The sequence below is a fragment of the Sulfuritalea sp. genome, from assembly GCF_017302275.1.
Taxonomy (GTDB): domain Bacteria; phylum Pseudomonadota; class Gammaproteobacteria; order Burkholderiales; family Rhodocyclaceae; genus Sulfuritalea.
This window is the reverse complement of sequence record NZ_JAFLDR010000005.1, coordinates 1-21,171: the sequence shown is the minus strand read 5'-3', so window position 1 is coordinate 21,171 and position 21,171 is coordinate 1. Positions and strand designations below refer to the sequence as shown.

At 61.0% G+C, this 21,171-nt stretch carries 20 protein-coding genes; 6 read left to right on the top strand and 14 right to left on the bottom strand.

Annotated features, from left to right (window positions below; genetic code table 11):
• Nucleotides 1–48: 48 nt before the first annotated feature.
• The 5 genes from J0M27_RS03830 to J0M27_RS03810 all read left to right on the top strand — a co-directional run bounded on the left by J0M27_RS03830 (nt 49) and on the right by J0M27_RS03810 (nt 4,731).
• Nucleotides 49–1,089, top strand: a complete 1,041-nt coding sequence (locus tag J0M27_RS03830) for a GMP reductase (protein ID WP_294987639.1) — start codon at nt 49–51, stop codon at nt 1,087–1,089.
• A gap of 6 nt (nt 1,090–1,095) precedes the next feature.
• On the top strand, nt 1,096–1,734 hold the full coding sequence (locus tag J0M27_RS03825; protein ID WP_294987637.1) for an arylesterase: 639 nt from the start codon (nt 1,096–1,098) through the stop codon (nt 1,732–1,734).
• Nucleotides 1,735–1,832: 98 nt separating this feature from the next.
• Entirely contained in the window at nt 1,833–3,704 is a 1,872-nt protein-coding gene (thiC, locus tag J0M27_RS03820) for a phosphomethylpyrimidine synthase ThiC (protein ID WP_294987635.1), read from the top strand.
• Nucleotides 3,701–3,925 carry a sulfur carrier protein ThiS gene (thiS, locus tag J0M27_RS03815; protein WP_294987633.1) on the top strand — a complete coding sequence of 75 codons (225 nt, stop codon included), beginning with the start codon at nt 3,701–3,703 and terminating at the stop codon, nt 3,923–3,925. Before thiC ends, thiS begins: the two co-directional genes overlap by 4 nt.
• Before the next feature lie 20 nt (nt 3,926–3,945).
• Nucleotides 3,946–4,731: a thiazole synthase gene (locus tag J0M27_RS03810; RefSeq protein WP_294987631.1), complete on the top strand. Its 786-nt coding sequence runs from the start codon at nt 3,946–3,948 to the stop codon at nt 4,729–4,731.
• A gap of 457 nt (nt 4,732–5,188) precedes the next feature.
• On the opposite strand, the gene pntB is transcribed toward J0M27_RS03810, so the two are convergent.
• The 8 genes from pntB to J0M27_RS03770 form a co-directional block, all read right to left on the bottom strand.
• Nucleotides 5,189–6,601 carry a Re/Si-specific NAD(P)(+) transhydrogenase subunit beta gene (gene pntB / locus J0M27_RS03805; RefSeq protein WP_294987629.1) on the bottom strand — a complete coding sequence of 471 codons (1,413 nt, stop codon included), beginning with the start codon at nt 6,599–6,601 and terminating at the stop codon, nt 5,189–5,191.
• A gap of 14 nt (nt 6,602–6,615) precedes the next feature.
• A complete protein-coding gene (locus J0M27_RS03800) occupies nt 6,616–8,214 on the bottom strand; it encodes a Re/Si-specific NAD(P)(+) transhydrogenase subunit alpha (protein ID WP_294987627.1) in 1,599 nt (532 codons plus the stop codon).
• 68 nt (nt 8,215–8,282) lie between these two features.
• Nucleotides 8,283–8,552, bottom strand: coding sequence for a hypothetical protein (locus J0M27_RS03795; RefSeq protein WP_294987625.1), 270 nt, complete (start codon nt 8,550–8,552; stop codon nt 8,283–8,285).
• A gap of 1 nt (nt 8,553) precedes the next feature.
• The gene (locus J0M27_RS03790; RefSeq protein ID WP_294987624.1) at nt 8,554–10,062 is read right to left on the bottom strand and encodes a tripartite tricarboxylate transporter permease; all 1,509 of its coding nucleotides are present in this window, start codon (nt 10,060–10,062) and stop codon (nt 8,554–8,556) included.
• Nucleotides 10,063–10,073: 11 nt separating this feature from the next.
• Nucleotides 10,074–10,649: a tripartite tricarboxylate transporter TctB family protein gene (locus J0M27_RS03785; RefSeq protein WP_294987622.1), complete on the bottom strand. Its 576-nt coding sequence runs from the start codon at nt 10,647–10,649 to the stop codon at nt 10,074–10,076.
• A 24-nt stretch (nt 10,650–10,673) separates the two neighbouring features.
• Nucleotides 10,674–11,642: a tripartite tricarboxylate transporter substrate binding protein gene (locus tag J0M27_RS03780; protein WP_294987620.1), complete on the bottom strand. Its 969-nt coding sequence runs from the start codon at nt 11,640–11,642 to the stop codon at nt 10,674–10,676.
• 88 nt (nt 11,643–11,730) lie between these two features.
• Nucleotides 11,731–13,275, bottom strand: a complete 1,545-nt coding sequence (locus tag J0M27_RS03775; RefSeq protein WP_294987618.1) for an AMP-binding protein — start codon at nt 13,273–13,275, stop codon at nt 11,731–11,733.
• Nucleotides 13,276–13,308: 33 nt separating this feature from the next.
• Entirely contained in the window at nt 13,309–14,739 is a 1,431-nt protein-coding gene (locus J0M27_RS03770; RefSeq protein WP_294987616.1) for an aldehyde dehydrogenase family protein, read from the bottom strand.
• 219 nt (nt 14,740–14,958) lie between these two features.
• Here J0M27_RS03770 and J0M27_RS03765 point away from each other — a divergent pair, with 219 nt between their 5' ends.
• Nucleotides 14,959–15,729 (top strand): IclR family transcriptional regulator, encoded by a 771-nt coding sequence (locus J0M27_RS03765; RefSeq protein WP_294987613.1) that lies wholly within the window; start codon nt 14,959–14,961, stop codon nt 15,727–15,729.
• Between the two features lie 117 nt (nt 15,730–15,846).
• Here the strand turns inward: J0M27_RS03765 and J0M27_RS03760 are convergent, their stop codons facing one another.
• The 6 genes from J0M27_RS03760 to J0M27_RS03735 form a co-directional block, all read right to left on the bottom strand.
• Nucleotides 15,847–16,239: a Lin0512 family protein gene (locus J0M27_RS03760; RefSeq protein ID WP_294987611.1), complete on the bottom strand. Its 393-nt coding sequence runs from the start codon at nt 16,237–16,239 to the stop codon at nt 15,847–15,849.
• Nucleotides 16,236–16,586 carry a Lin0512 family protein gene (locus J0M27_RS03755; RefSeq protein WP_294987609.1) on the bottom strand — a complete coding sequence of 117 codons (351 nt, stop codon included), beginning with the start codon at nt 16,584–16,586 and terminating at the stop codon, nt 16,236–16,238. The genes J0M27_RS03760 and J0M27_RS03755 overlap by 4 nt, the downstream gene beginning before the upstream one ends.
• 24 nt (nt 16,587–16,610) lie before the next feature.
• Nucleotides 16,611–18,347 carry a hypothetical protein gene (locus J0M27_RS03750; protein ID WP_294987607.1) on the bottom strand — a complete coding sequence of 579 codons (1,737 nt, stop codon included), beginning with the start codon at nt 18,345–18,347 and terminating at the stop codon, nt 16,611–16,613.
• An 88-nt stretch (nt 18,348–18,435) separates the two neighbouring features.
• Nucleotides 18,436–19,182, bottom strand: coding sequence for a sulfite exporter TauE/SafE family protein (locus J0M27_RS03745; protein WP_294987605.1), 747 nt, complete (start codon nt 19,180–19,182; stop codon nt 18,436–18,438).
• A gap of 54 nt (nt 19,183–19,236) precedes the next feature.
• A complete protein-coding gene (locus J0M27_RS03740) occupies nt 19,237–20,217 on the bottom strand; it encodes an AAA family ATPase (protein ID WP_294987603.1) in 981 nt (326 codons plus the stop codon).
• A complete protein-coding gene (locus tag J0M27_RS03735) occupies nt 20,214–21,035 on the bottom strand; it encodes an IclR family transcriptional regulator (RefSeq protein ID WP_365962157.1) in 822 nt (273 codons plus the stop codon). The genes J0M27_RS03740 and J0M27_RS03735 overlap by 4 nt, the downstream gene beginning before the upstream one ends.
• Nucleotides 21,036–21,171 lie beyond the last annotated feature (136 nt).

The window sequence follows — 21,171 nt, the reverse complement described above, 5'->3', positions numbered from 1 at the left end:
CGCGCTGTCGGCGAAATTGGGTAAGCTGCAACGCGACAAGGAGCTTCCATGCGCATCGAAGAAGAACTCAAGCTCGATTTCCAGGACGTCCTGATCCGCCCCAAGCGCTCGACGCTGACCTCGCGCTCCGATGTCGATATTTCGCGCGATTTCGTCTTCCGCCATTCCGGGCGCCGCTACCACGGCGTGCCGATCATCGCGGCGAACATGGACACCGTCGGCAGCTTCGAAATGGCACGCGCGCTGGACCGCCACCAGTTGGCGACCGCGCTGCACAAGCACTACGACGAAGCCGCATTGGTGGCCTTCTTCCAGGCCCTGCCCGCATCCTCGACGGTGTTCTATTCGATGGGCATCACGCGCGAGGACTACCAGAAGTTCCGCCGCGTCAAGGAAGTGGCGGGCGATGCCATCGCCTGCGTCTGCGTCGATGTGGCCAACGGCTACACCAAGTCCTTCATCGACTTCCTGCAGCGCCTGCGCACCGGCTACCCGAATATCACCATCATGGCCGGCAACGTGGTCACCGGCGAAATGGCGGAAGAACTCATCCTCGACGGCGCCGACATCGTCAAGGTAGGCATCGGCCCCGGCTCGGTCTGCACCACGCGCAAGATGACCGGCATCGGCTACCCGCAGCTCTCGGCCATCATCGAATGCGCCGATGCCGCGCACGGCCTGGGCGGCCTGATCTGCGCCGACGGCGGTTGCACCTCGCCCGGCGACCTGGCCAAGGCCTTCGGCGGCGGCGCCGATTTCGTCATGCTGGGCGGCATGCTCGCCGGCCACGACGAATGCATGGGCGCGGTGGTGGAGCAGGACGGCGCGAAAAAGCTGCGCTTCTACGGCATGAGTTCGCGCGCCGCGATGGACCTCCACTCCGGTGGCGTCGCCAACTACCGCGCCGCCGAGGGCAAGGAGGTGCTGCTCGATCCGCGCGGGCCGGTCGACGGCACGGTGCAGGAAATCCTCGGCGGCGTGCGCTCTGCCTGTACCTATGTCGGCGCGCACAAGCTGCGCGAATTGTCCAAGCGCACCACCTTCATCCGCGTCGCGCGGCAATTGAACGAAGTCTTCGGCCAGTCCTAGGTCGCCATGAACGGACCGGCCCTTTTCGTGCGCACGCTGCTCGCACTGGTCGTCCTGCTGCTTGCGGCGGCCTGCGGCGGCAGCAAGGAGGCGCCCATGCCGGCGGGCACCAAGGTGCTGGCACTCGGCGACAGCCTCACCGCGCCGCACGGCGTCCGGCCCGGCGAAGACTGGCCCACCCTGCTCGGGCAACGCACCGGCTGGGTGGTGATCAACGGCGGCATCAGCGGCGACACCAGTGGCGGCGCGCTGGAACGCCTGCCGGCGCTGCTCGACGAGCACCAGCCGAAGCTCGTGCTGGTAACGCTGGGCGGCAACGACATGCTGCGCAAGATGCCGCAGGGACAGACCGTGGCCAACCTTGGCCGCATGCTCGACCTGGTCGGTTCGCGCGGCGCGAAGGCGGTGTTGCTGGCGACGCCGAAACCCAGCATCGCCGGCGCTGTCTTCAACAACCTGTCGCCCGCCGACTTCTACGCCGACGTAGCCAAGGAGAAGAAGGTTCCGCTGATCAAGGGCGCCCTTTCCGAGGTGCTCTCCGACAGCGCGCTGAAAGGCGACCAGTTGCACCCCAACGCCGCCGGGCACGCCAGACTGGGCGAAAAAATCCACTCCGACCTCAAGAAGATCGGTTTCGCACGCTGAGTGCGGAGATATCCGCGCCACGCGCCGGGTTGCATTCGGCCCGGCTTTCCAGTAGTTTCAGCCCCCTGCCCCACCCCCACCAGAATCGAGCTTGCCCCATGAACGCCAACGAGAATTTCATCGCCGCCGACGCCCATGTCGATGCCGCCGCGATAGCCCCCCTGCCCAATTCGCGCAAGGTGCATGTGCCCGGCAGCCGGCCCGACATCCGGGTGCCGATGCGCGAGATCGCGCAGAGCCCGACCGCCGACACGCCGAACCCGCCGATCACGGTCTATGACTGCTCCGGCCCCTACACCGATCCGGCGGCCAGCATCGACATCCGCAAGGGCCTGCCGCAACTGCGCGCCGCCTGGATCGCCGAGCGCAATGACACCGAGGAACTGGCCGACCTGTCGTCAGAGTACGGTCGCCAGCGGGCGATCGATGCCGAGCTGGCCGGCCTGCGCTTCGACCTCGCGCGCCGCCCGCGCCGCGCCCTGCCTGGGAAAAACGTGTCGCAGATGCATTACGCCCGGAAAGGCATCATCACGCCGGAAATGGAATACGTCGCGATCCGCGAGAACCAGAAGCTCGACGGCCTCGACGAATTGCTGCGCACCCAGCATCCGGGCCAGAGCTTCGGCGCCTCGATTCCGCGCGTGATCACGCCCGAGTTCGTGCGCGACGAGGTCGCCCGCGGCCGCGCCATCATCCCCAACAACATCAACCACCCCGAGTCCGAGCCGATGATCATCGGCCGCAACTTCCTGACCAAGATCAACTGCAACATCGGCAACTCGCCGCTGGCCTCGACCATCCAGGACGAAGTCGACAAGATGACCTGGGCCATCCGCTGGGGCGGCGACACGGTGATGGACCTGTCCACCGGCAAGAACATCCACGAGACGCGCGAGTGGATAGTTCGTAACTCCCCGGTGCCGATCGGCACGGTGCCGATCTACCAGGCGCTGGAAAAGGTCGATGGCAAGGCCGAGGACCTGACTTGGGAAATCTTCCGCGACACCCTGATCGAACAGGCCGAGCAGGGCGTGGACTACTTCACCATCCACGCCGGCGTACTGCTGCGGTATGTGCCGCTGACCGCCAAGCGCATGACCGGCATCGTCAGTCGTGGCGGCTCCATCCTCGCCAAGTGGTGTTTGTCGCACCACAAGGAGAACTTCCTCTACACCCACTTCGAGGACATCTGCGACATCATGAAGGCTTACGACGTCGCCTTCAGCCTCGGCGACGGCCTGCGTCCCGGCTCGATCTACGACGCCAACGACGCGGCGCAGATGGGCGAACTGGAAACCCTCGGCGAACTGACCCAGATCGCCTGGAAGCACGACGTGCAGGTCATGATCGAAGGCCCCGGCCATGTGCCGATGCACATGATCAAGTTCAACATGGACGAGCAGCTGCGCCTCTGCGGCGAGGCGCCCTTCTACACCCTGGGCCCGCTGACCACCGACATCGCGCCGGGCTACGACCACATCACCAGCGCCATCGGCGCGGCCATGATCGGCTGGTACGGCACGGCCATGCTCTGTTATGTGACGCCCAAGGAACACCTCGGCCTGCCCGACAAGAACGACGTCAAGGACGGCATCATGGCCTACAAGATCGCCGCCCACGCCGCCGACTTGGCGAAAGGTCATCCGGGCGCGCAGGTGCGCGACAACGCACTGTCCAAGGCGCGCTTCGAGTTCCGCTGGGAAGACCAGTTCAACCTCGGCCTCGATCCCGACAAGGCGCGCGAATTCCACGACGAAACCCTGCCCCAGCATGGCGCCAAGCTGGCTCACTTCTGCTCGATGTGCGGACCGCATTTCTGTTCCATGAAGATCACCCAGGACGTGCGCGAATACGCCGCCAAGCTGGGCGTCTCGGAACAGGAAGCCTTGGAGAAGGGTATGGAGGTGAAGGCGGTGGAATTCGTCAAGACCGGCAGCGAGATCTACAAGGCGAGCCAAAAGCAGAAATGATTACCCCTTCCTCCTGCCACCTCGAGATTACGATCAATGGCAAGGCCGTATGGTTTGTCGGTCCGCAAACCGTATCGGACCTGATATCCGCACAAGGTTTGGCAGGTAAGCGCATAGCAGTCGAGCGGAACGGCGAGATCGTGCCGAAAAGCCAGCATGCATCGACCGCGATCGTAGCCGGCGACAATTTGGAGATTGTTGTCGCGGTTGGTGGCGGTTAATTTCTTTCAGGAAGACATTCATGCAGGACACTCTGACCATCGCAGGAAAAAACTACTCATCGCGGCTGCTTGTCGGCACTGGCAAGTACAAGGATTTCGACGAAACGCGCCACGCCATCGAGGCCAGCGGCGCCGATATTGTCACTGTTGCGATTCGCCGGACCAACATCGGACAAGAACCGGGACAACCCTCACTGGTTGACGCGCTTCCTCCGTCGAAGTTCACCTACCTGCCCAACACCGCCGGCTGCTACAGCGCCGAGGAAGCGGTGCGCACACTGCGCCTCGGCCGCGAGCTGCTCGACGGCCACGCGCTGTGCAAGCTCGAAGTGCTGGGCGATCCGCACACGCTGTTCCCCAACATGCCGGAAACCCTCAAGGCCGCCGCGACTCTGGTCAAGGATGGTTTCCAGGTCATGGTGTATTGCGCCGACGATCCGATCCAGGCGCGCATGCTGGAGGACATCGGCTGCGTCGCGGTCATGCCGCTGGCCTCGCTGATCGGCTCCGGCATGGGCATCCTCAATCCGTGGAACCTCAAGCTGATCATCGAGCAGGCGAAAGTGCCGGTGCTGGTCGATGCCGGCGTCGGCACCGCCTCGGATGCGGCCATCGCCATGGAACTCGGCTGCGACGGCGTGCTGATGAATACCGCGATCGCCGGCGCACAGGATCCGGTGCGGATGGCCGGTGCCATGAGGAAGGCGGTCGAGGCGGGGCGCGACGCGTTTCTGGCCGGGCGCATGCCCAGAAAGTATTACACGGCCTGCCCAAGTTCTCCAACAAGTGGTTTGATTGGCCGCTGATGCGTTACCGTGGCTCACGAAACATCAATGGTTGAATCTCCCACGGGGACGAACACCCTTCCCTGGCGCGATTTCCGTGCTGCCGCATCGATCGGCCCGATAACCTCGACAACTGAAGCATCGATAACATTTTTTGACGTGCCTAACTCAGAGAGGTAAGCCCCCGGCTTTGCCGGGAGACTCCAAAAGGTTTGACCTATGCGGCGGTCGAGTAGAGGTTTGATATGGCGTTTCAGCAAGAGTCCAAGGGTCTTCGGAGTGATCTATGCAAGAGCGACGAGGAGTGAATATGGCTCAGCCTATCTGCCGCGTAGCGGCTAACGATTCTGAAGGCGTCGTTGAGGCGCTATCAATTCAAGCCACCGGCTTTGCCGGTGGTATTTGACTCTGGAACAGAAACGTTTAGCCCTCTACAGACCAGCGGTACCTCGGTCCAATCGCGCTGAATTGGGATTGCTCAAACCTTCAGCGCCACCAGCACCTCGTCCAGCATCTTCTTCGCATCGCCGAACAGCATGCGGTTGTTTTCCTTGTAGAACAGCGGGTTGTCGACCCCGGCGTAACCCGAGGCCATGGAGCGCTTCATGACGATCGAGGTCTTGGCCTTCCACACTTCCAGCACCGGCATGCCGGCGATGGGACTGGTCGGATCGTCCTGCGCCGCCGGGTTCACGATGTCGTTGGCACCGATCACCATCGCCACGTCGGTGGTCGGGAAATCGTCGTTGAGCTCATCCATTTCCATCACGATGTCGTAGGGCACCTTGGCCTCGGCCAGCAGCACGTTCATGTGGCCGGGCATGCGCCCCGCCACCGGGTGGATGCCGAAGCGGATGTTGACGCCCTTCTCGCGCAGATGCTTGGTGATCTCGTACACCGTGTGCTGCGCCTGGGCCACCGCCATGCCGTAGCCGGGAACGATGATCACGCTCTTGGCGTCCTTCAGCAGTTCGGCGGTTTCGAGGGCGCTGATCGGCACCACTTCGCCGGCCGGTTGTGCCGCGTCGCCCTTGGGCGCCGGCGTGCCGCCGCCGGTGCCGAAGCCGCCGGCGATGACGCTGATGAAGTTGCGGTTCATGGCGCGGCACATGATGTAGGACAGGATCGCGCCGCTTGACCCGACCAGCGCGCCGACCACGATCAGCAGGTCGTTCGACAGCATGAAACCGGTCGCCGCCGCCGCCCAGCCGGAGTAGCTGTTGAGCATCGAGACCACCACCGGCATGTCGGCGCCGCCGATGGCCATCACCATGTGGATGCCGAACAGCAGCGCGATCACGGTCATCACGATCAGCGGTGTCATGCCCTCGGGGATCGAATGGGCTTTGATGAACTCGCCGCCGAACCAGATCACCACCAGCAGGCCCGCCAGGTTCATCCAGTGACGCCCCGGCAGCAACATGGGCGAGCCGCCGATCTTGGCCGAGAGCTTGCCGAAGGCGATCAGCGAGCCGGAGAAGGTCACCGCGCCGATCAGGATGCCGATGTAGATTTCCAGTTCGTGGATGGTCTTTTCGGCGCCGGCGAGTGGCGCCGAGGTGTCGATGTAGCTGGCGAAGCCGACCAGGCACGCGGCCAGGCCGACCAGGCTGTGCATCAGCGCGACGAGCTCGGGCATCTGCGTCATCTTGACCACTTTCGCCGCATACAGGCCGACGGCACCGCCGACCACCATGGAGCCGACGATCCAGGGGATGCCGGCCGCCGTCACGCGCGGGCCGAACACCGTGGCCAGCACCGCGATGGTCATGCCGATCATGCCGAACAGGTTGCCGCGACGTGAGGTCTCGGGATTCGACAGCCCGCCGAGGCTGAGGATGAAGAGGATGGTTGCTCCGATGTAGGAGACGGTTGCCAGATTTCCAGACATGTCGTGTCTCCTGGTTATTTGCGGAACATGTCCAGCATGCGCTGGGTCACGGCGAAACCGCCGAACATGTTGACGGCGGTAAGGGCAATGCCGCCGACGGCCAGCCAGCGTATCCACTGGTCAGGCGGCGCCCCGCCGGCCAGCGGCGGCGCGATCTGCACCAGGGCGCCGATGGCGATAATGCTGGAGATGGCGTTGGTCACGCTCATCAGCGGCGTGTGCAGGGCCGGCGTCACGTTCCACACCACCATGTAGCCGACGAAGCAGGCCAGGACGAAGACCGTGAAGTGGGCGAGGAAGGCTTGCGGCGCATTGGCGCCGACAAACCAGAACAGCGCGGCGGCGACGCCGAACATGATGGCCAGCTTGTTGCCGGCCATGGGTTCGCTCGCGGCGCCGTGGCCGTGGCCCTTCTTGGCCTGCACCACGGGTGCCGCCGCAGGCTTGGCGGCGGGCGCAGCAGAAGCCTTGGGCGCCGGGGGCGGCCAGGTGACTTCGCCGTTCTTGATCACGGTCAGGCCACGGATGGCCTCATCCTCCATATTGACGTCGAAGCTGCCGTCGTCTTTTACACTTTTCGTCTTGCACAGTTCCTCGGCCAGGCGGAACAGGTTGGTGGCGTAGAGCGTCGACGACTGCTTGGCCAGGCGCGAAGCCAGGTCGGTGTAGCCGACGATGGTCACGCCGTGCTTGACCACCGTTTTCCCGGCCTCGGTCAGTTCGCAGTTGCCGCCGCGTTCGGCCGCCATGTCGACGATCACGCTGCCGGGCTTCATGCTCTGCACCATCTCGGCGGTGATCAGCCGCGGCGCGGGCTTGCCGGGAATCAGCGCGGTGGTGATGATGATGTCCACCTCCCTCGCCTGCTTGGCGTACATCTCGCGCTGGGCCTGCTGGAAGCCCTCGCTCATGACCTTGGCGTAACCGCCGCCGCCGGAACCTTCTTCCTCGTAATCGACCTTGACAAATTCGCCGCCCAGCGACACCACCTGGTCGGCGACTTCGGCACGCGTATCGTTGGCGCGCACGATGGCGCCCAGGCTGGCCGCCGTGCCGATCGCGGCGAGACCCGCAACGCCGGCGCCGGCGATGAAGACCTTGGCCGGCGGTACCTTGCCGGCGGCGGTGATCTGGCCGTTGAAGAAGCGGCCGAAGGCGTTGGCAGCCTCGATCACGGCGCGGTAGCCGGCGACGCCGGCTTGGGAAGTCAATGCGTCCATCTTCTGGGCGCGGGAAAGCGTGCGCGGCAGCGAGTCGATGGCCAGCACGGTGGCCTTTTTCGCGGCGAGCTGCTGCATCAGTTCCGGGTTTTGCGCCGGCCAGATGAAGCCGATCAGGGTGCCGCCTTCGCGCAGGAGGCCAACTTCCGCGGTGGTCGGCACGCCTATCTTGAAGACGATGTCGCAGGTCGCCCAGAGCGCGGGGGCACCGACAATAATTTCGGCGCCGGCGGCGCGGTAGCTGTCGTCACTGCAATTCGCCGCGTCTCCGGCGCCGGATTCGACGGCGACCTTGAAACCCAGCTTGATGAGTTTTTCGACGACTTCGGGTACGGTGGCCACGCGCTTCTCGCCGGCCAGGGTTTCCCGGGGAATTCCTATTATGAGTGGCATAGCCGACACTCGAAAATCGTCACGATTCAGGGCCTATGTATCGCCGAACGAATGCGTTTCTCCTCACATCAGGAGCCAAGGGCCAGAACAGCGAAATCATCGCCATCCCCAGAGTTAATATGCGAATGGGCTGTTATATGGCGATTGTCATATTTAGACAATGAGCCAAGGAATAGAAACTTGGCTAAAGGATCCATGACAGCACCCAGCACCAACGGTATCCCGAAAAGTCGTACAGCTACATCACCTAATCGACGATTCCGATGCCTATGCACGAGCAATTGGTCAAGATTCACCGTTGATCCGGCGAAAGCAACCAACCACTGAATGGCAGTCATGCTATGCCACCACACCCGCCTTGCGCTGCCGGTATTTCTTGATCAGGCTCGGCAGAGTCGCCCAGATGATGAAAGCTACCGACATTCCGAGGATGGTGCCGCTGATCGGGCGCTGCACGAAAATCGCCAAGTTGTTATCGTAGTTGGCCAGAGAAGTCAGGAAATAGCGTTCCGCCAATGGTCCGAGGATCACGCCGAGGATCAGCGGCGCAGCCGGAAAGTTGTAGCGCTTCATCAGGTAGCCGATCACGCCGAAGACCATGCAGACGTAGACGTCGAATATGTTATTGCGCACGCCGTATGCGCCCAGTACACTCAGCACCACGATGAAGCCGCTGAGGATCGCCGGCGGTACCCGCATGAAATGCGAAAAGCCGCGCGCGATCACGACCCCGGCAATGATCATCAGGATGTTGGCGAGCAGCATGGACGCAAAGATCGAATAGACCAGATCGGTCTGCATACTGAACAACATGGGACCGGGAGTCACCCCCTTGAGCACCAGAGCAGCCATCATGATCGCCGTCGCCGCACTGCCGGGAATACCCAGCGTCAGCAGCGGAATCATCGCAGCACCGGTTGTGGCGTTCTTCGCCGCCTCGGGTGCGGTCAGGCCGTCCGGAACCCCGGTGCCAAACTCAGCGCCGCGCGGCGACGCCTGCTTTTCCACTCCATAGGCGATGACCGCGCCGACCGTCGCGCCGGCGCCGGGAATCATGCCTATCACGCTGCCGATCGCCGTGCCGCGCATGACCGACCATCGCAACGCCCACATTTCAACAAACTTGGGGCGTTCGAAACGGATCTTGCCCTGGATTTTGGCCACCGCCTCCGACTTGGCCAGCATTTCGACCACTTCGCCGAGCGCGAACAAGCCGATCATCACGACGACAAAATTGATGCCGCTTTGCGCATCGTTGACGCCGAACGTGAGGCGAGGAATGCCATAAAGGGGATCGACGCCGATAGTGCCGATTGCCAGGCCGATGAAGAGCGACAGGAAACTGATCCAGGGCGCCGATTTCGCAACCGCAATGATGCTGACCAGGCCGAGGAAGGTCGCCGCAAAGAACTCCGGCTGGTCGAACCTCAGGGCGAATTTGGCGAAGGGGGGGGCGGCGAATGTCAGCATCAGAGCGCTGAAGATGCCTCCGGTGGCCGAGGCGGCGATCGCTATGGTCAGCGCTCGCCCCGACTTGCCTTGCTTGGTCATCGGATAACCGTCCCAACAGGCCGGCAGGGAGGCGGGTGTGCCGGGGATGTTAATCAGGATGGCCGAGATCGATCCGCCGAACACACCGCCGACATATATACCGCCAAGGAAGGACATCGAGTCCAGCGGCGACATCATGTAGGTGAAAGGCAGCGCCATGGCCATGGCGTTGACGAAGGAGATCCCTGGCAGCGCGCCGGCGATTACGCCCACCGCCAGCCCGATCACGATCATCATGAAGTGGCTCGGCTGCAGCACCGTCGCCAGCCCGGTGAACAGTAGGGAAAATGCTTCCATGGCTAAGACTCCTAGTAAATGCCGAGCAGACGAAACAGCGCGATGGTGAATTCGCCAAAAGCGCCCTGGCCACGGTCGAGCGGCATCAAAGCCAGCTTGACGAAGACGTAGAGCAGGACCACGGTGCCGATCAGTGTTACCGAAAAGAGCTGCAGGGGTTTGCGGATGCCGCCGACCACGAGCCACAGCAGCAGAAACACCACCGTCGCTGCAGTGAAGCCCGCCCAGGGAATCACGAAGGCATAGGCCATCGCCAGCGAGAGGCCGAGGATTATCGGCAGTAGTGGAATGTCATCGCCGTCCTTCTCGAAACCGACGTCGCCGAATTCGAGAGCCTCTTCTTCCTTGCTCAGCTCTGGCGGCAGGACATTGTAGGCCTTCCAGCCCTCCTCGATGGCCCAGCCCAACGCGCACAGCGAAACGCCGGCCAGCATCAGCTTCGGCCACGTCAATGGCGAGGCCAGGCCGCGCGCCATGCTCTGCACCATCTGCGGGTCGTCGACGACGGAGTGGCTGAAGACTAGGGCGGCCAAGGCAACCAGCAAGGCGAAGATGGCATGGATCAGATGTTCGCGGTGATAGGTCATTTCGGTTTCCTCCTAAGTAGAGGGTTACTTCTTCATGGCTTTCAGATGGTTCTGAGTAGCGACATAGAACTCCTTGACATAGGCACCCGCCTCGGCCGGGGCGTATCTCTTGGTGACGCAGGAATAGGTCTCGGCGCAGAACTTTTTCCACTCGGGAGTCTCCATGACCTTATTAATCGCCGCCGCCAGAATATCGACGCGGTCCTTCGGCGTTTTCGACGGTACCGCGACAGTGCGGAAATTAGGCAGATCGCTGATGCTGAAGCCCAGTTCCTTCGAGTTCGGAACATCGGGGAAGGACGCGTGGCGCTCATCGTCGAACACCACGAGCGGCCGCAACTGTTTGCCGGTGAGGAACTGGGCGACGTCGCCGGGTTCCTCGTAGATGGCATCGGTGTGCTTGCCCAGCGGCGATGCATAGCGTTCTGCAGGCTTGGCGAAAGGAACATTGGTCAACTTGTAACCCTGGGAGTTGAAGTACATCAGGGTAATGTCGTCCTGGGTGCCGTAGCCGGACGTAGCCACCTTAACCGCCCCTGGGTTGGCCTTGGCGTGATTGAGCAGGTCCTTGAAGGTCTTGAACGGGCTGTCCATCGGCACGAACAGCATCGACGGCGAATTTTGGGTAATGGCAACTATCGTAAAGTCATCGGGTTTTGCAGTTCCCAGTCCAGCCGCCCAGGAGGAAACGCTCAACGCGATCAGGGTGGCGACCGTGTAGCCGTCGGCCGGATTAGTCACCAATTTGGTCAGGCCGGCATTGCCGGAGGCGCCAGAAATATTGGACACAGGTAGCGGTACCTTGAGCACCGGTTCGAGCAGTTGGGAAAGCTTGCGGCCCATGGCATCTGCGCCGCCGCCGGGACCGAAGGACACGACGATCTCGATCGGACGCGACGGATACTTTTCCTGGGCCTGAACTGCGCCGGCCAAGCCGCTTGCAATTACGGCACCAATGAGAGCTTTTTTTGCAAAGCTGGAAAGGGTCTTCATGCGGGTATTCCTCCTGTATGTGGTCTGCTTGCGACCTGTTTGTTCAGGAACGCCGGCGGCGCTCCGAGATGCTGCCTGAAGCTCGGTGCTACACAGTGGATTGCGTTGGCGGACCGACCAGGTCAAGCAGTTTGAGCCTTTGCACCTTGCCCGAAGGTCCCTTCGGCAATTCCTGCACGAAGTGAAATTTCCTTGGCGTCTTGTAACTGCCCAGCGCACCCACGCAGTATTTCCGCAGTTCCTCTTCCGTGCACGAATGGTCCGGCTTGAGTACCACGCAGGCCATGATCTCCTGGCCGTAGTTGTCATCGGGAATGCCTACGGCGGCGGCTTCGAGCAGGGCCGGATGCTTGAGCAGGGCCTCGTCGATCTCGCGCGGGGCGATATTCTCCCCGCCCTTGATGATCAGTTCCTTGAGGCGGCCGGTGACGAAGACGAAGCCGTCCTCGTCGAGATGGCCGAGATCGCCGGTATGCAGCCAGCCGTCCGCGGTCAGCGACTTGGCAGTCTCAGTGGGGTTCTTGTAGTAGCCATTCATGACGTTGGGGCCACGCACCATGATCTCGCCGGTCTGGCCCGGTGGCTGCGTTTTTCCCTGGTCATCGACTACTTTGGCTTCGTTGCCGAAAGCCTGTCCCGGGCTGCCGATCTTGCGCCGCGCCGGGTCAAGCGGATTGGTGAAGCAGGGCGCTGCGGTTTCCGTCAGCCCCATGGTTTCGATGATTCCGATGCCGAACTTGTCTTCGAAGGCGCGATGATGGCTGGGTGCCAGCGGTGCCGATGCGGAACGGCAAAACTTGACCCGGGAAATATCCAGCCCCTTTTCTTTTGGAGATGAACCGTTGATTAGGTAGGCAATGATGGTCGGTACCACGTTGATCCAGGTGCAACCATGCTTGACCACCGTTTCCCAGAAGCTGCCCGCACTGAAGCGCTGCGGCAGAACTAGGCTTCCACCATGGACCAGCGGCGCCGTGGCAGTAACGATCTGTGCGTTGATGTGATACAGCGGTAGGACGGCCATCACCTTATCATCCTCCCCCAACTGATGCGCAGAGGACACGTACTCTCCACCGGCGATGACAGAACGGTTGCTGAGCAACACACCCTTTGGGGTGCCGGTGGTGCCCGAGGTGTACATCATCAAGGCATCATCAATTTCGGCGACTTCATACCGACTTTCGTCGATCGTACTGCCCTCACGCAGTTCTTCGATGAATTCTGTGCAGTCGGGATGGACGACTATCACTTCAACTTCCCGATGTACTTGAGTCAGGGCGAGATTCAGCCGCTCGACCTGATCAGGCGAAACAAAAATAATACGGGTGTCACAATGCTCGATGACATAAGCGAGTTGCGAGGGCTGTGCTAGCAAATTGATTGGGGTCACGCAAAAACCACCATACATGATGCCGATGAATAGCCGGCAGGTCTGGTAGCCATTGGGCATCAGCATGGCGATCTTGTCCCCCTGCGCGGCACCTCGATCGCGCAAGACGCGGGCGAGCCGACGCGAGTCGCGTTGCAACTCGCCAAAGCTCATGGTCATTCCCGTTTCGGGAGCAATCAAATACGTCTTGGCCGGGCGAACATCCGCTTGGTGATCGACGTAACTGCGTACCGTGCGCTGCATTCGTATGCCTCTTTTTCTCGGACTGGAAGGGGACTAGGCGCCGTGGCGCGCCAGGTAATCGCCGAAGATCTCGTTCTCGGTCGGCATGCGCACGGGAATGGTCCTGGCGATGCGTGTGGTGTTCATGTAGTTCCGGTAGTTCATGTTGTCGGAGAAGTTGTTGCCTCCCCAGGTGCCGCATCCCATGGACAGCGAGAACGGCAGGCCATTGTCAAACGAACCGCCGGTGGCAAAGCAGTGCGCCTGATTGACAATGACGCGGCTAACCGGCAATTCCAGGCCAAGTCGCAGGATGTTGGCGTCGTCCTGCGAGTGAATGCCGACCGAATGACCAGCGCCCTGGTAGACATAGATGTCGCTGACGCGCTGACAGGCCGCGTCGAAATCCTTCGCCCGATAGACAGTAAGCACCGGCGAAAGCTTCTCGCCGGAATAGGGATACTCCGGGCCGGTGCCGGTTTCCTCGACCATCAGGAAGCGGGCATTGGCGAAGCGCGCATCGGCAAGACCAGCAATTTCAGCGATTTTTGCCGCCTTCTGGGCGGTCACGATACTGGACAGCTTTCCGTTGGGCCACATCGCGGCCTGCAACTGCTGTTTTTCATCAGCCGACAAGAGTACTCCGCCAGCCGCTTTCAAAGCCTGGATGGCGTTCTCATAGACGCCGTCGAGAATGACTGTACTGTTCTCGGAAGAGCAACTGGTAGCGTTATCAAAGGTCTTGGAGTCCGCGATGGCTTGAGCCGCCTCCTTCAAGTTTGCACTCAGGTCGATAATCGAGGCGACGTTGCCGGCCCCAACACCAAAGGCTGGTGTTCCGCAAGTGGCGGCCGTACGAATGTTGTTTTGCGAACCAGTGGCGACCACCAGATCTGCCTGCTTCATCAGTTCCAGCGTCGACTCCTTGGTGATCGGCGAAGGCAGACACTGCACAAGATCGACCGGCAAACCGATCTTCTTCAATTCGGCATGGATATAGCCCACCAGCGCGACGGCCGTTGATAGTCCCTTCGGCGATGGCGCAATGATTACCGCGTTGCGACACTTGAGTGCATTGATGACCTTGTTGGCCGGTGTGGCTGCTGGGTTGGTCGACGGTGTGACTGCGGCAACAACGCCAACCGGCCGCGCAATTTCGACAAGACCGCGTTCCGGGTATTCGGCAATGACACCTACCGTCCTGACGCCTTGGAGGTCCCTCAACAATCCGAGTGTCTTGCGGAAATTCTTGGTGATCTTGTCGTCGACATCGCCGAGCCCGGTATCCCGCACCGCCATCTCCGCGAGGTGTCGGTTGCGGCCAGGTTCCATGATGGCCCACCCAGCAGCGAGGACGGCTTCGTCGACTTGCTCCTGAGTACACTGTTCAAATTGACGTTGCGCGACGCGAGCGCGGCTGACTAACGCGGCAACGGTAATTTGAGCGGTGCTTGCTTGGACTGATGCTACCGATTCAGTTGCCATGATTCCTCCTCAAAGGCGCTATGGCGCCACACCTTAAATCGCTAAAAACGGTAAAAATAATTTCAATATATTAACTATACAGATACTCGAAAGGGCTTGTCAAGCTAAATTATCTGTAAATGAAATATATTTTTCCATTAATAGCGTAATTAGAAACCGCCTTTGTAAGGGATGGTGTATTCTTGGGCTTGATTTCAAACCAGATTCAGGAAGACTTCCATGGGCGAAACTTCATCACCGACTTCAGCCGCCGCACTTCGAGCATTCGCGATCACTGAGATCATCGTCCGTGCGGACCGCCCCATATCGCTATCTGAAATAGTTGACGGTTGCGGGCTACCGGTACCCACCGTCTTCCGGATTTTGTCGATGCTGGAAGGCGCGGGGCTTGTGCAGCGCGAGCCAACCGGCAAAACCTACGCTGTCGGGCACCGTCTGGCGCGCTTCGGCCTCGAAATCATGACCAACAACTCCGTGCGCACTGAACGCCACGTCATTCTGCGGCGGGTGGTGGATGAAATCGGCGAAACGTGCAATCTCGCCATGCTCAGTGGCGACGAGATCATCTACATCGACCGGGTCGAGACCGACTGGTCGCTCAAAGCCGAACTCAAGCCCGGTTCGCGTGTACCTTTGCACTGCACCTCAAGCGGCAAACTGTTTCTCAGTCAGATGCCCAAGGCGCGGCGGCGCAGGCTGCTCGAATCACTAAGCTGCAAACGCTATACCGACAACACCATCACCGACATTAACCTGCTCGAATCACAACTCGAGCGTATCGCCGTCACCCAAGTCGGGGTGAATAGCGAGGAGTTTCAGGCTGGCGTGATTGGTGTTGCGGTGCCCGTAAGGGATGCTCGAGGAAAAATGATCGCCAGTTTGGCACTACAAGCGCCGGTGGCACGCCTGCCGATGAACCGCGCAATGGAATTCTTGCCCAACCTGCAACGCGCCGCCGACGCGATGACGGCGACATTCGCGGCGAAATAGTATCGCTCCCTGCTTGCGAGCGACCTCGGCAGGTCGCAACGGCCGCACATTTTCGATCCCCCACAAAAGTCGGCGATGGCAGGACGGCGCCGACCGTGAATTCAGACCGGTCCCAGATCAAACGGCGTTGCAAAGCCTCCACGCTGCCGCATCGATTGGCACATAGGCCTCGACAGCTGCAGTAGCAACGACATGAGTCGTACCCAGTTCGGGGTCATGCACATTCAGGCCGCCGAACACGGCGGTGACCTCGGCATACCCCCGCGGCAGTTCCGCGGCCACTAAGGTGGTGTCGACCTTGTCCGGTTCCTGCACGCCGATGGTGACTTGCACGCGCATGGTCTTGTGATCGATGTCGAGGCTGCGGAAGATGATGATGGATGAGTGATGCAGCGCGTCCTGTACGGCACGGCAGGCGGCTTTGGTGTAGTCCTCGCCGTACAGGTCGTTGCCGCTACCAGTTTCCAAGATGACGCGCTTTTCCTCACTTGAGTTCGTGGGTCTTGTCATTTCTCTGCCTCCATGGCGAACGAGACGATGACTGCCGCGTTGGCAATGATGTTGATGCCCTCGCGATGCGGTTTGGGAATATCCAGCCCGCCACGCACCACGCGCACCGAAGGCTGGCCGTACGGGAAGACCTTGATGATTTCGTCGACATTGACTTCCTCGGGCTTCTGCACGCCGATTTCCACATCTATGATCATGGCCGACTTGGGGAAACCAAAGGCTTCGGCAACGGTCAGCGAGTTGTGCCACAGTGCATCGCGCACCGCCCGCTCGGCTGCTGCGGTGTAGTCCACGCGGCGTATCGAGTGGCCCTGCCCAAACTGCACCACCATGCGCTTCTTTGCCATGCCAGATCCTTTCGAGTTTATGTTTCAGCGTCGGTGTTTTCTGCCGATCAACTGCACGATTTCGTAGAGCAGCGCGTTGTCCAGTGCCTGCGTCATGTCGGTCGCCAGGCTGTTCAGGTAAAAGGGGCTGAGGTCGAGGCCGACGCCCAGCCCCATGATTTCCACCGCGCCTTCGCGCTCGCGTCGCGCCACCACGTCCTTGAGGTGGTTGTCGAGATAAAAGGCATCGTTGGCGCGCCCGGTTGCGGCGTCATTCGGACAGCCATCGGAAATCACGATCAGAATGCGGCGCGGCTCGCTTCTTGCCAGCATGCGGTTGCAGGCCCAATCCACCGCCTCGCCGTCGATGCCTTCGCGAAACAGGTCGGCCTTGAGCAGGGCTGCGACGCCGCTACGCGAGCGCCGCCAGCTGCGGTCGGCGCTCTTGAATACCATATGAGAGACTTCGTTGAGCCGACCGGGGTGCGTGGGTTCGCCCTGTCGGTTCCAGTCTTTCCAGGCGCGCCCGCCGTTCCACGCGCCCGTGGTGAAACCCAGCAGTTCGGAGCTCACGCCGGCCATTTCCAGTGCGCGCAGCAGGATGTCGATCAGTGTTGCCACCGCTTCGATGTGCGCCTTCATTGAGCCGGAGCAATCGACCAGAACGCTCACCAGGCAGTCCGCCACCGGCACGTAGCGGTTCTGCCGGAACACTCGGTGCTCGGCAGGTGAGCTGATCAACTGGGCCAGCCGCCGGCCATCGATAATCCCTTCCTCTTCGCCGAAAAGCCAGCCGTCGTCGTCGGGTTTCGCGAGCATGGCTTTCAGCAGGCGCGCCAGCCGCGGAATATTGACGCCCTGCCCCGCCACACGCTGATCCAGTTTCTCGCGGTATTCGCGCAGCAGCGCCTCGCGCACCAGGGACTTGGCATCGACTTCGGTATCGTAGAGTGTCGTAAACGCCCGATAGGTCTGGTCGGCATCGGCAAACACCTTGCTCTCGCCGCTGGTCGCAAGTGCCGGTGCATCGCCCTCGCCCTGATCAAAGTCGAGCAACAGCGCAAAGCGGCTGGCGGCTTCCTGCTCCTCATCTGTCGCCGTCTTGTCCTCGCGGCCGCCTTCCCCTTGCTCGCCATCGGCCATCTCGCTGATCAGGCGGGAAATCTCCAGTGCATGGGGCGCAAACTGCCGCTGGTCATGGCGGCAGCAGCGCATGCCGGCGAGCGGCGTGCCGATCCGTGAGGCCAGCTTGAAACGGGTGTCTTCGATGTAGTCCTCGGTTTCTTCCAGCACGCGCTGAGCATTGAGGCGCGCCCAGCACACCTGGGCCGCGGTGTACAACAGGATGCCGAGCGTGCCTTCGGTCAGGCCTGCACGATAGAAGTTCCGCGACCAGTGTTCGAAGCGTTGCCGCAGGTTGTGACGCATGCCGGGCATGTCTTCGCGCACCAGGGTTTCGACGCGCATCTGTTCCAGCCATTCGAACATCAGGCGGGCGATGCGATCATCATCGCCGGGACAGAATTCGCGATGGACCGCCGGATCGGAGTGCAGCAGACGCAAGGCCGTGGCATCAGCCGCGCCGCGACATTCGGCAAAATCATCCTCATCGCTGTCGACTTTCAGATGCGGCGCATGCAGCGGAACGCGCTGTGAGCCCAGATGTAGTTGCCGACCGCGATAGTGCAGGTCGGGGCTGCCGGTGAGGGCACGCAGGCTGGCGGCGCAAAGCTCCTCGACGCGCTGCTGTCTCTTGGCGCGCTGCTGGGCGCTGGCGGTCATGCCTTGGTCCCCGGCATTGGATGCGAGTGCAAACTGCTACAAAAAGTCGGCGCTGACGAGACGGGGATATTGACCCTGACGTTCGCCTTCATCGCGCCAGCCCCTGACGGACGACATTGACGCCTGCCACCATGAGGATTAGCCAGATGGCTTGCATGATGCGGTACAAGGGAAAGCGGCGATGTAAGTAGTGGCCGACAAAGAGCCCCAGAAATACAAATGGCAGCAGGAACAGGGCAAGCTGCAACACATCGTCGCGCGCAAAGAAACCAGTCATCAGAAATAGCACGAAGCGGCTTATCGCTGAAATCAAGACCATCAGACTGGTGGTCGCCCGCAACACGTGTTTATCTGTAATGCGGCGGACCAGGTAAATGGTGTAGATCGGACCGCCCGTTCCAAAAAGGGCCGAAAAGAAGCCGCCGCCAATACCAAGCGGCGCGGCCCAGCCGACAGCTATCGGTTCGCTGACAGGGCGAAAAAACAGACTCCAGCTTGAGTAGCAGAGCAGAAACATGCCAAGCAGAAAGAGCAAGTATTTCTCCGGCACTTGAATCAGGATGCTCGTTCCCAATACCAGGCCGACCAACAGGTAGGGCAGCAAGCGCCAAATCTCCCTGAAGTCTACGGCTTGGCGCTGCCTGATACCTACCGCCGATCCAGCGAACAGTGAGAACACCAGCATCAGCGTTACGGCAGTTTGCAGCGGAATGAAGATCACCATGAACGGCATGCCGGCGACGACTGCGCCAAACCCGGTCAGGCCATAAATGGCGAACGCGATAGTGATGATCAGAGCGAGGCTAACCAAGATGTCGGCAGATGGCAGGATCATTGCTCTACCTGGCCGCGTCCGGTGCGTACGAACTGCATATTGCGATCCTTAAGTTCAATGTCGCCCCGCCTCTCGCATCCACGACTCGTCGAGTTCCTCGCCGAAGCAGCGCTGGTAATACTCGGCGACGATGGCGCGCTCGCTTTCGTCGCACTTGTTGAGGAAGGACAACCGAAAGGCCAGTGCCGGATTGCGGAATATCTCGCAGTTCTCTGCCCAGGTGATAACGGTGCGCGGCGACATCAGTAGCGAAATATCCCCGGTGGCAAAGCCCTTTCGCGTCAGTTCCGCCACCGCAACCATGGAGCGGATCAGACTGCGGCCAAGGTCGTTGTTCTTGCCGGGCACACGGGCCAGCACGATCGCGACCTCTTCTTCTGCCGGCAGGTAGTTCAGCGTGGCGACAATGTTCCAGCGGTCAATCTGCGCCTGGTTCAACACCTGCGTGCCGTGATACATGCCGGACAAATTACCGAGCCCCACGGTATTCGACGTAGCAAATAGACGGAAGCTTGGATGCGGGCGAATTACCCGGTTCTGGTCGAGCAGGGTGAATTTGCCGTCGCGTTCGAGAATGCGCTGGATGACAAACATCACGTCGGGCCGGCCGGCGTCGTATTCATCGAAAATCAGTGCCACCGGTCGTTGCAATGCCCAGGGCACAATGCCTTCCTGAAATTCGGTGACCTGCTGGCCGTCGCGCAGCACGATGGCATCCTTGCCGACAAGATCTAGGCGGCTGATGTGGCCGTCGAGGTTGACCCGCACGCAGGGCCAGTTGAGACGCGCCGCGACCTGCTCGAGATGAGTCGACTTTCCCGTGCCGTGCAGCCCCTGCACCATCACCCGGCGGTTACGGGTGAAACCGGCAAGGATGGCCAGCGTCACGTCCGGATTAAAGCGGTAGACCGTGTCCACCTCGGGCACATGATCGTCGCGTTCGCTGAAAGCCGGAACTGTCATGTCGGAATCGATGCCGAATGCCTCGCGCACGGATACCTGCCGGTCAGGTTGAAACTGGCTGAGGTCCGTCATGTCCCTGTCCTGTCCGTTGAAATGGCTTCGGCGTCGATGGCGGCAATGGCAGTCGCTGCGCGCTGCAGCGCTGGCAGAAACTGGATCGCCTTGTCGGGGGAAAGCCGCATCACCGGCGCTTGAATGGCGATACCCAGGTTCGAACGCCCCCCGCTACGAGGCACCAGCATGGCGATGCAGAACAGTCCGGGTAAGAACTCCTCATTGTCGACCGCGTGTCCGTCACGCTTGACTTTTTCAATCTCGTGCTCCAGCGCATCGATGTCGATCAGGGTGCGCGCCGTGTACTGCTCAAGCGGCGCATGTTCCAGCAGGCGCCGCCGCTGGCTGGGAGCCATCTGACTCAGGAAGAGCTTGCCACTGGCCGAACAGTGTGCGGGCACGCGCGACCCGGGATGCAAGTAGAAGCGCAGCGGCGCGGGAGTTTCCACCCGATCGAGATAGAGCACTTCGCTACCTGATAGCGCCGTGATGTTGCAGCTTTCGCCGACCTCCTCCACAAGTTTGCGGAGTACCGCATGGCGCGCGCCATGTACCGTGTTGTTGAGCAGCAGGTCTTCCGCGAGGCGGCGCAGCCGCAGGCCGGTGCCGTAGTGGCGGCCATCGCTCTCCCGCTGCAGCATGCCGGCGCTTTCCAGTTGCTGGAGCATACGGTGCAAGGTCGGCTTGGGCAGGCCGGTTTCCTCCACAAGGCTTTGCAGCGAGAAGAACTGGTTCTTGCCGGCGATCACCTCCAGCAAGGCAAACAACCGCAATGCCGGTGTCTCGCCATCGATTCGGGCGGGTTCGGAGAGCAGTTTAAGAGCACTCTTGTCCATTGATTTAAGCTCCTTTATCAGTATTAGTGAGACATGATGTCTCGTATTGTAATACTTTTTGTTGACAAGTTGTTTTTTTGTGTTTAGAGTTACACGTGTTCCAGTTATCGGAATGCTATGTTTCGTTTTATAGAAT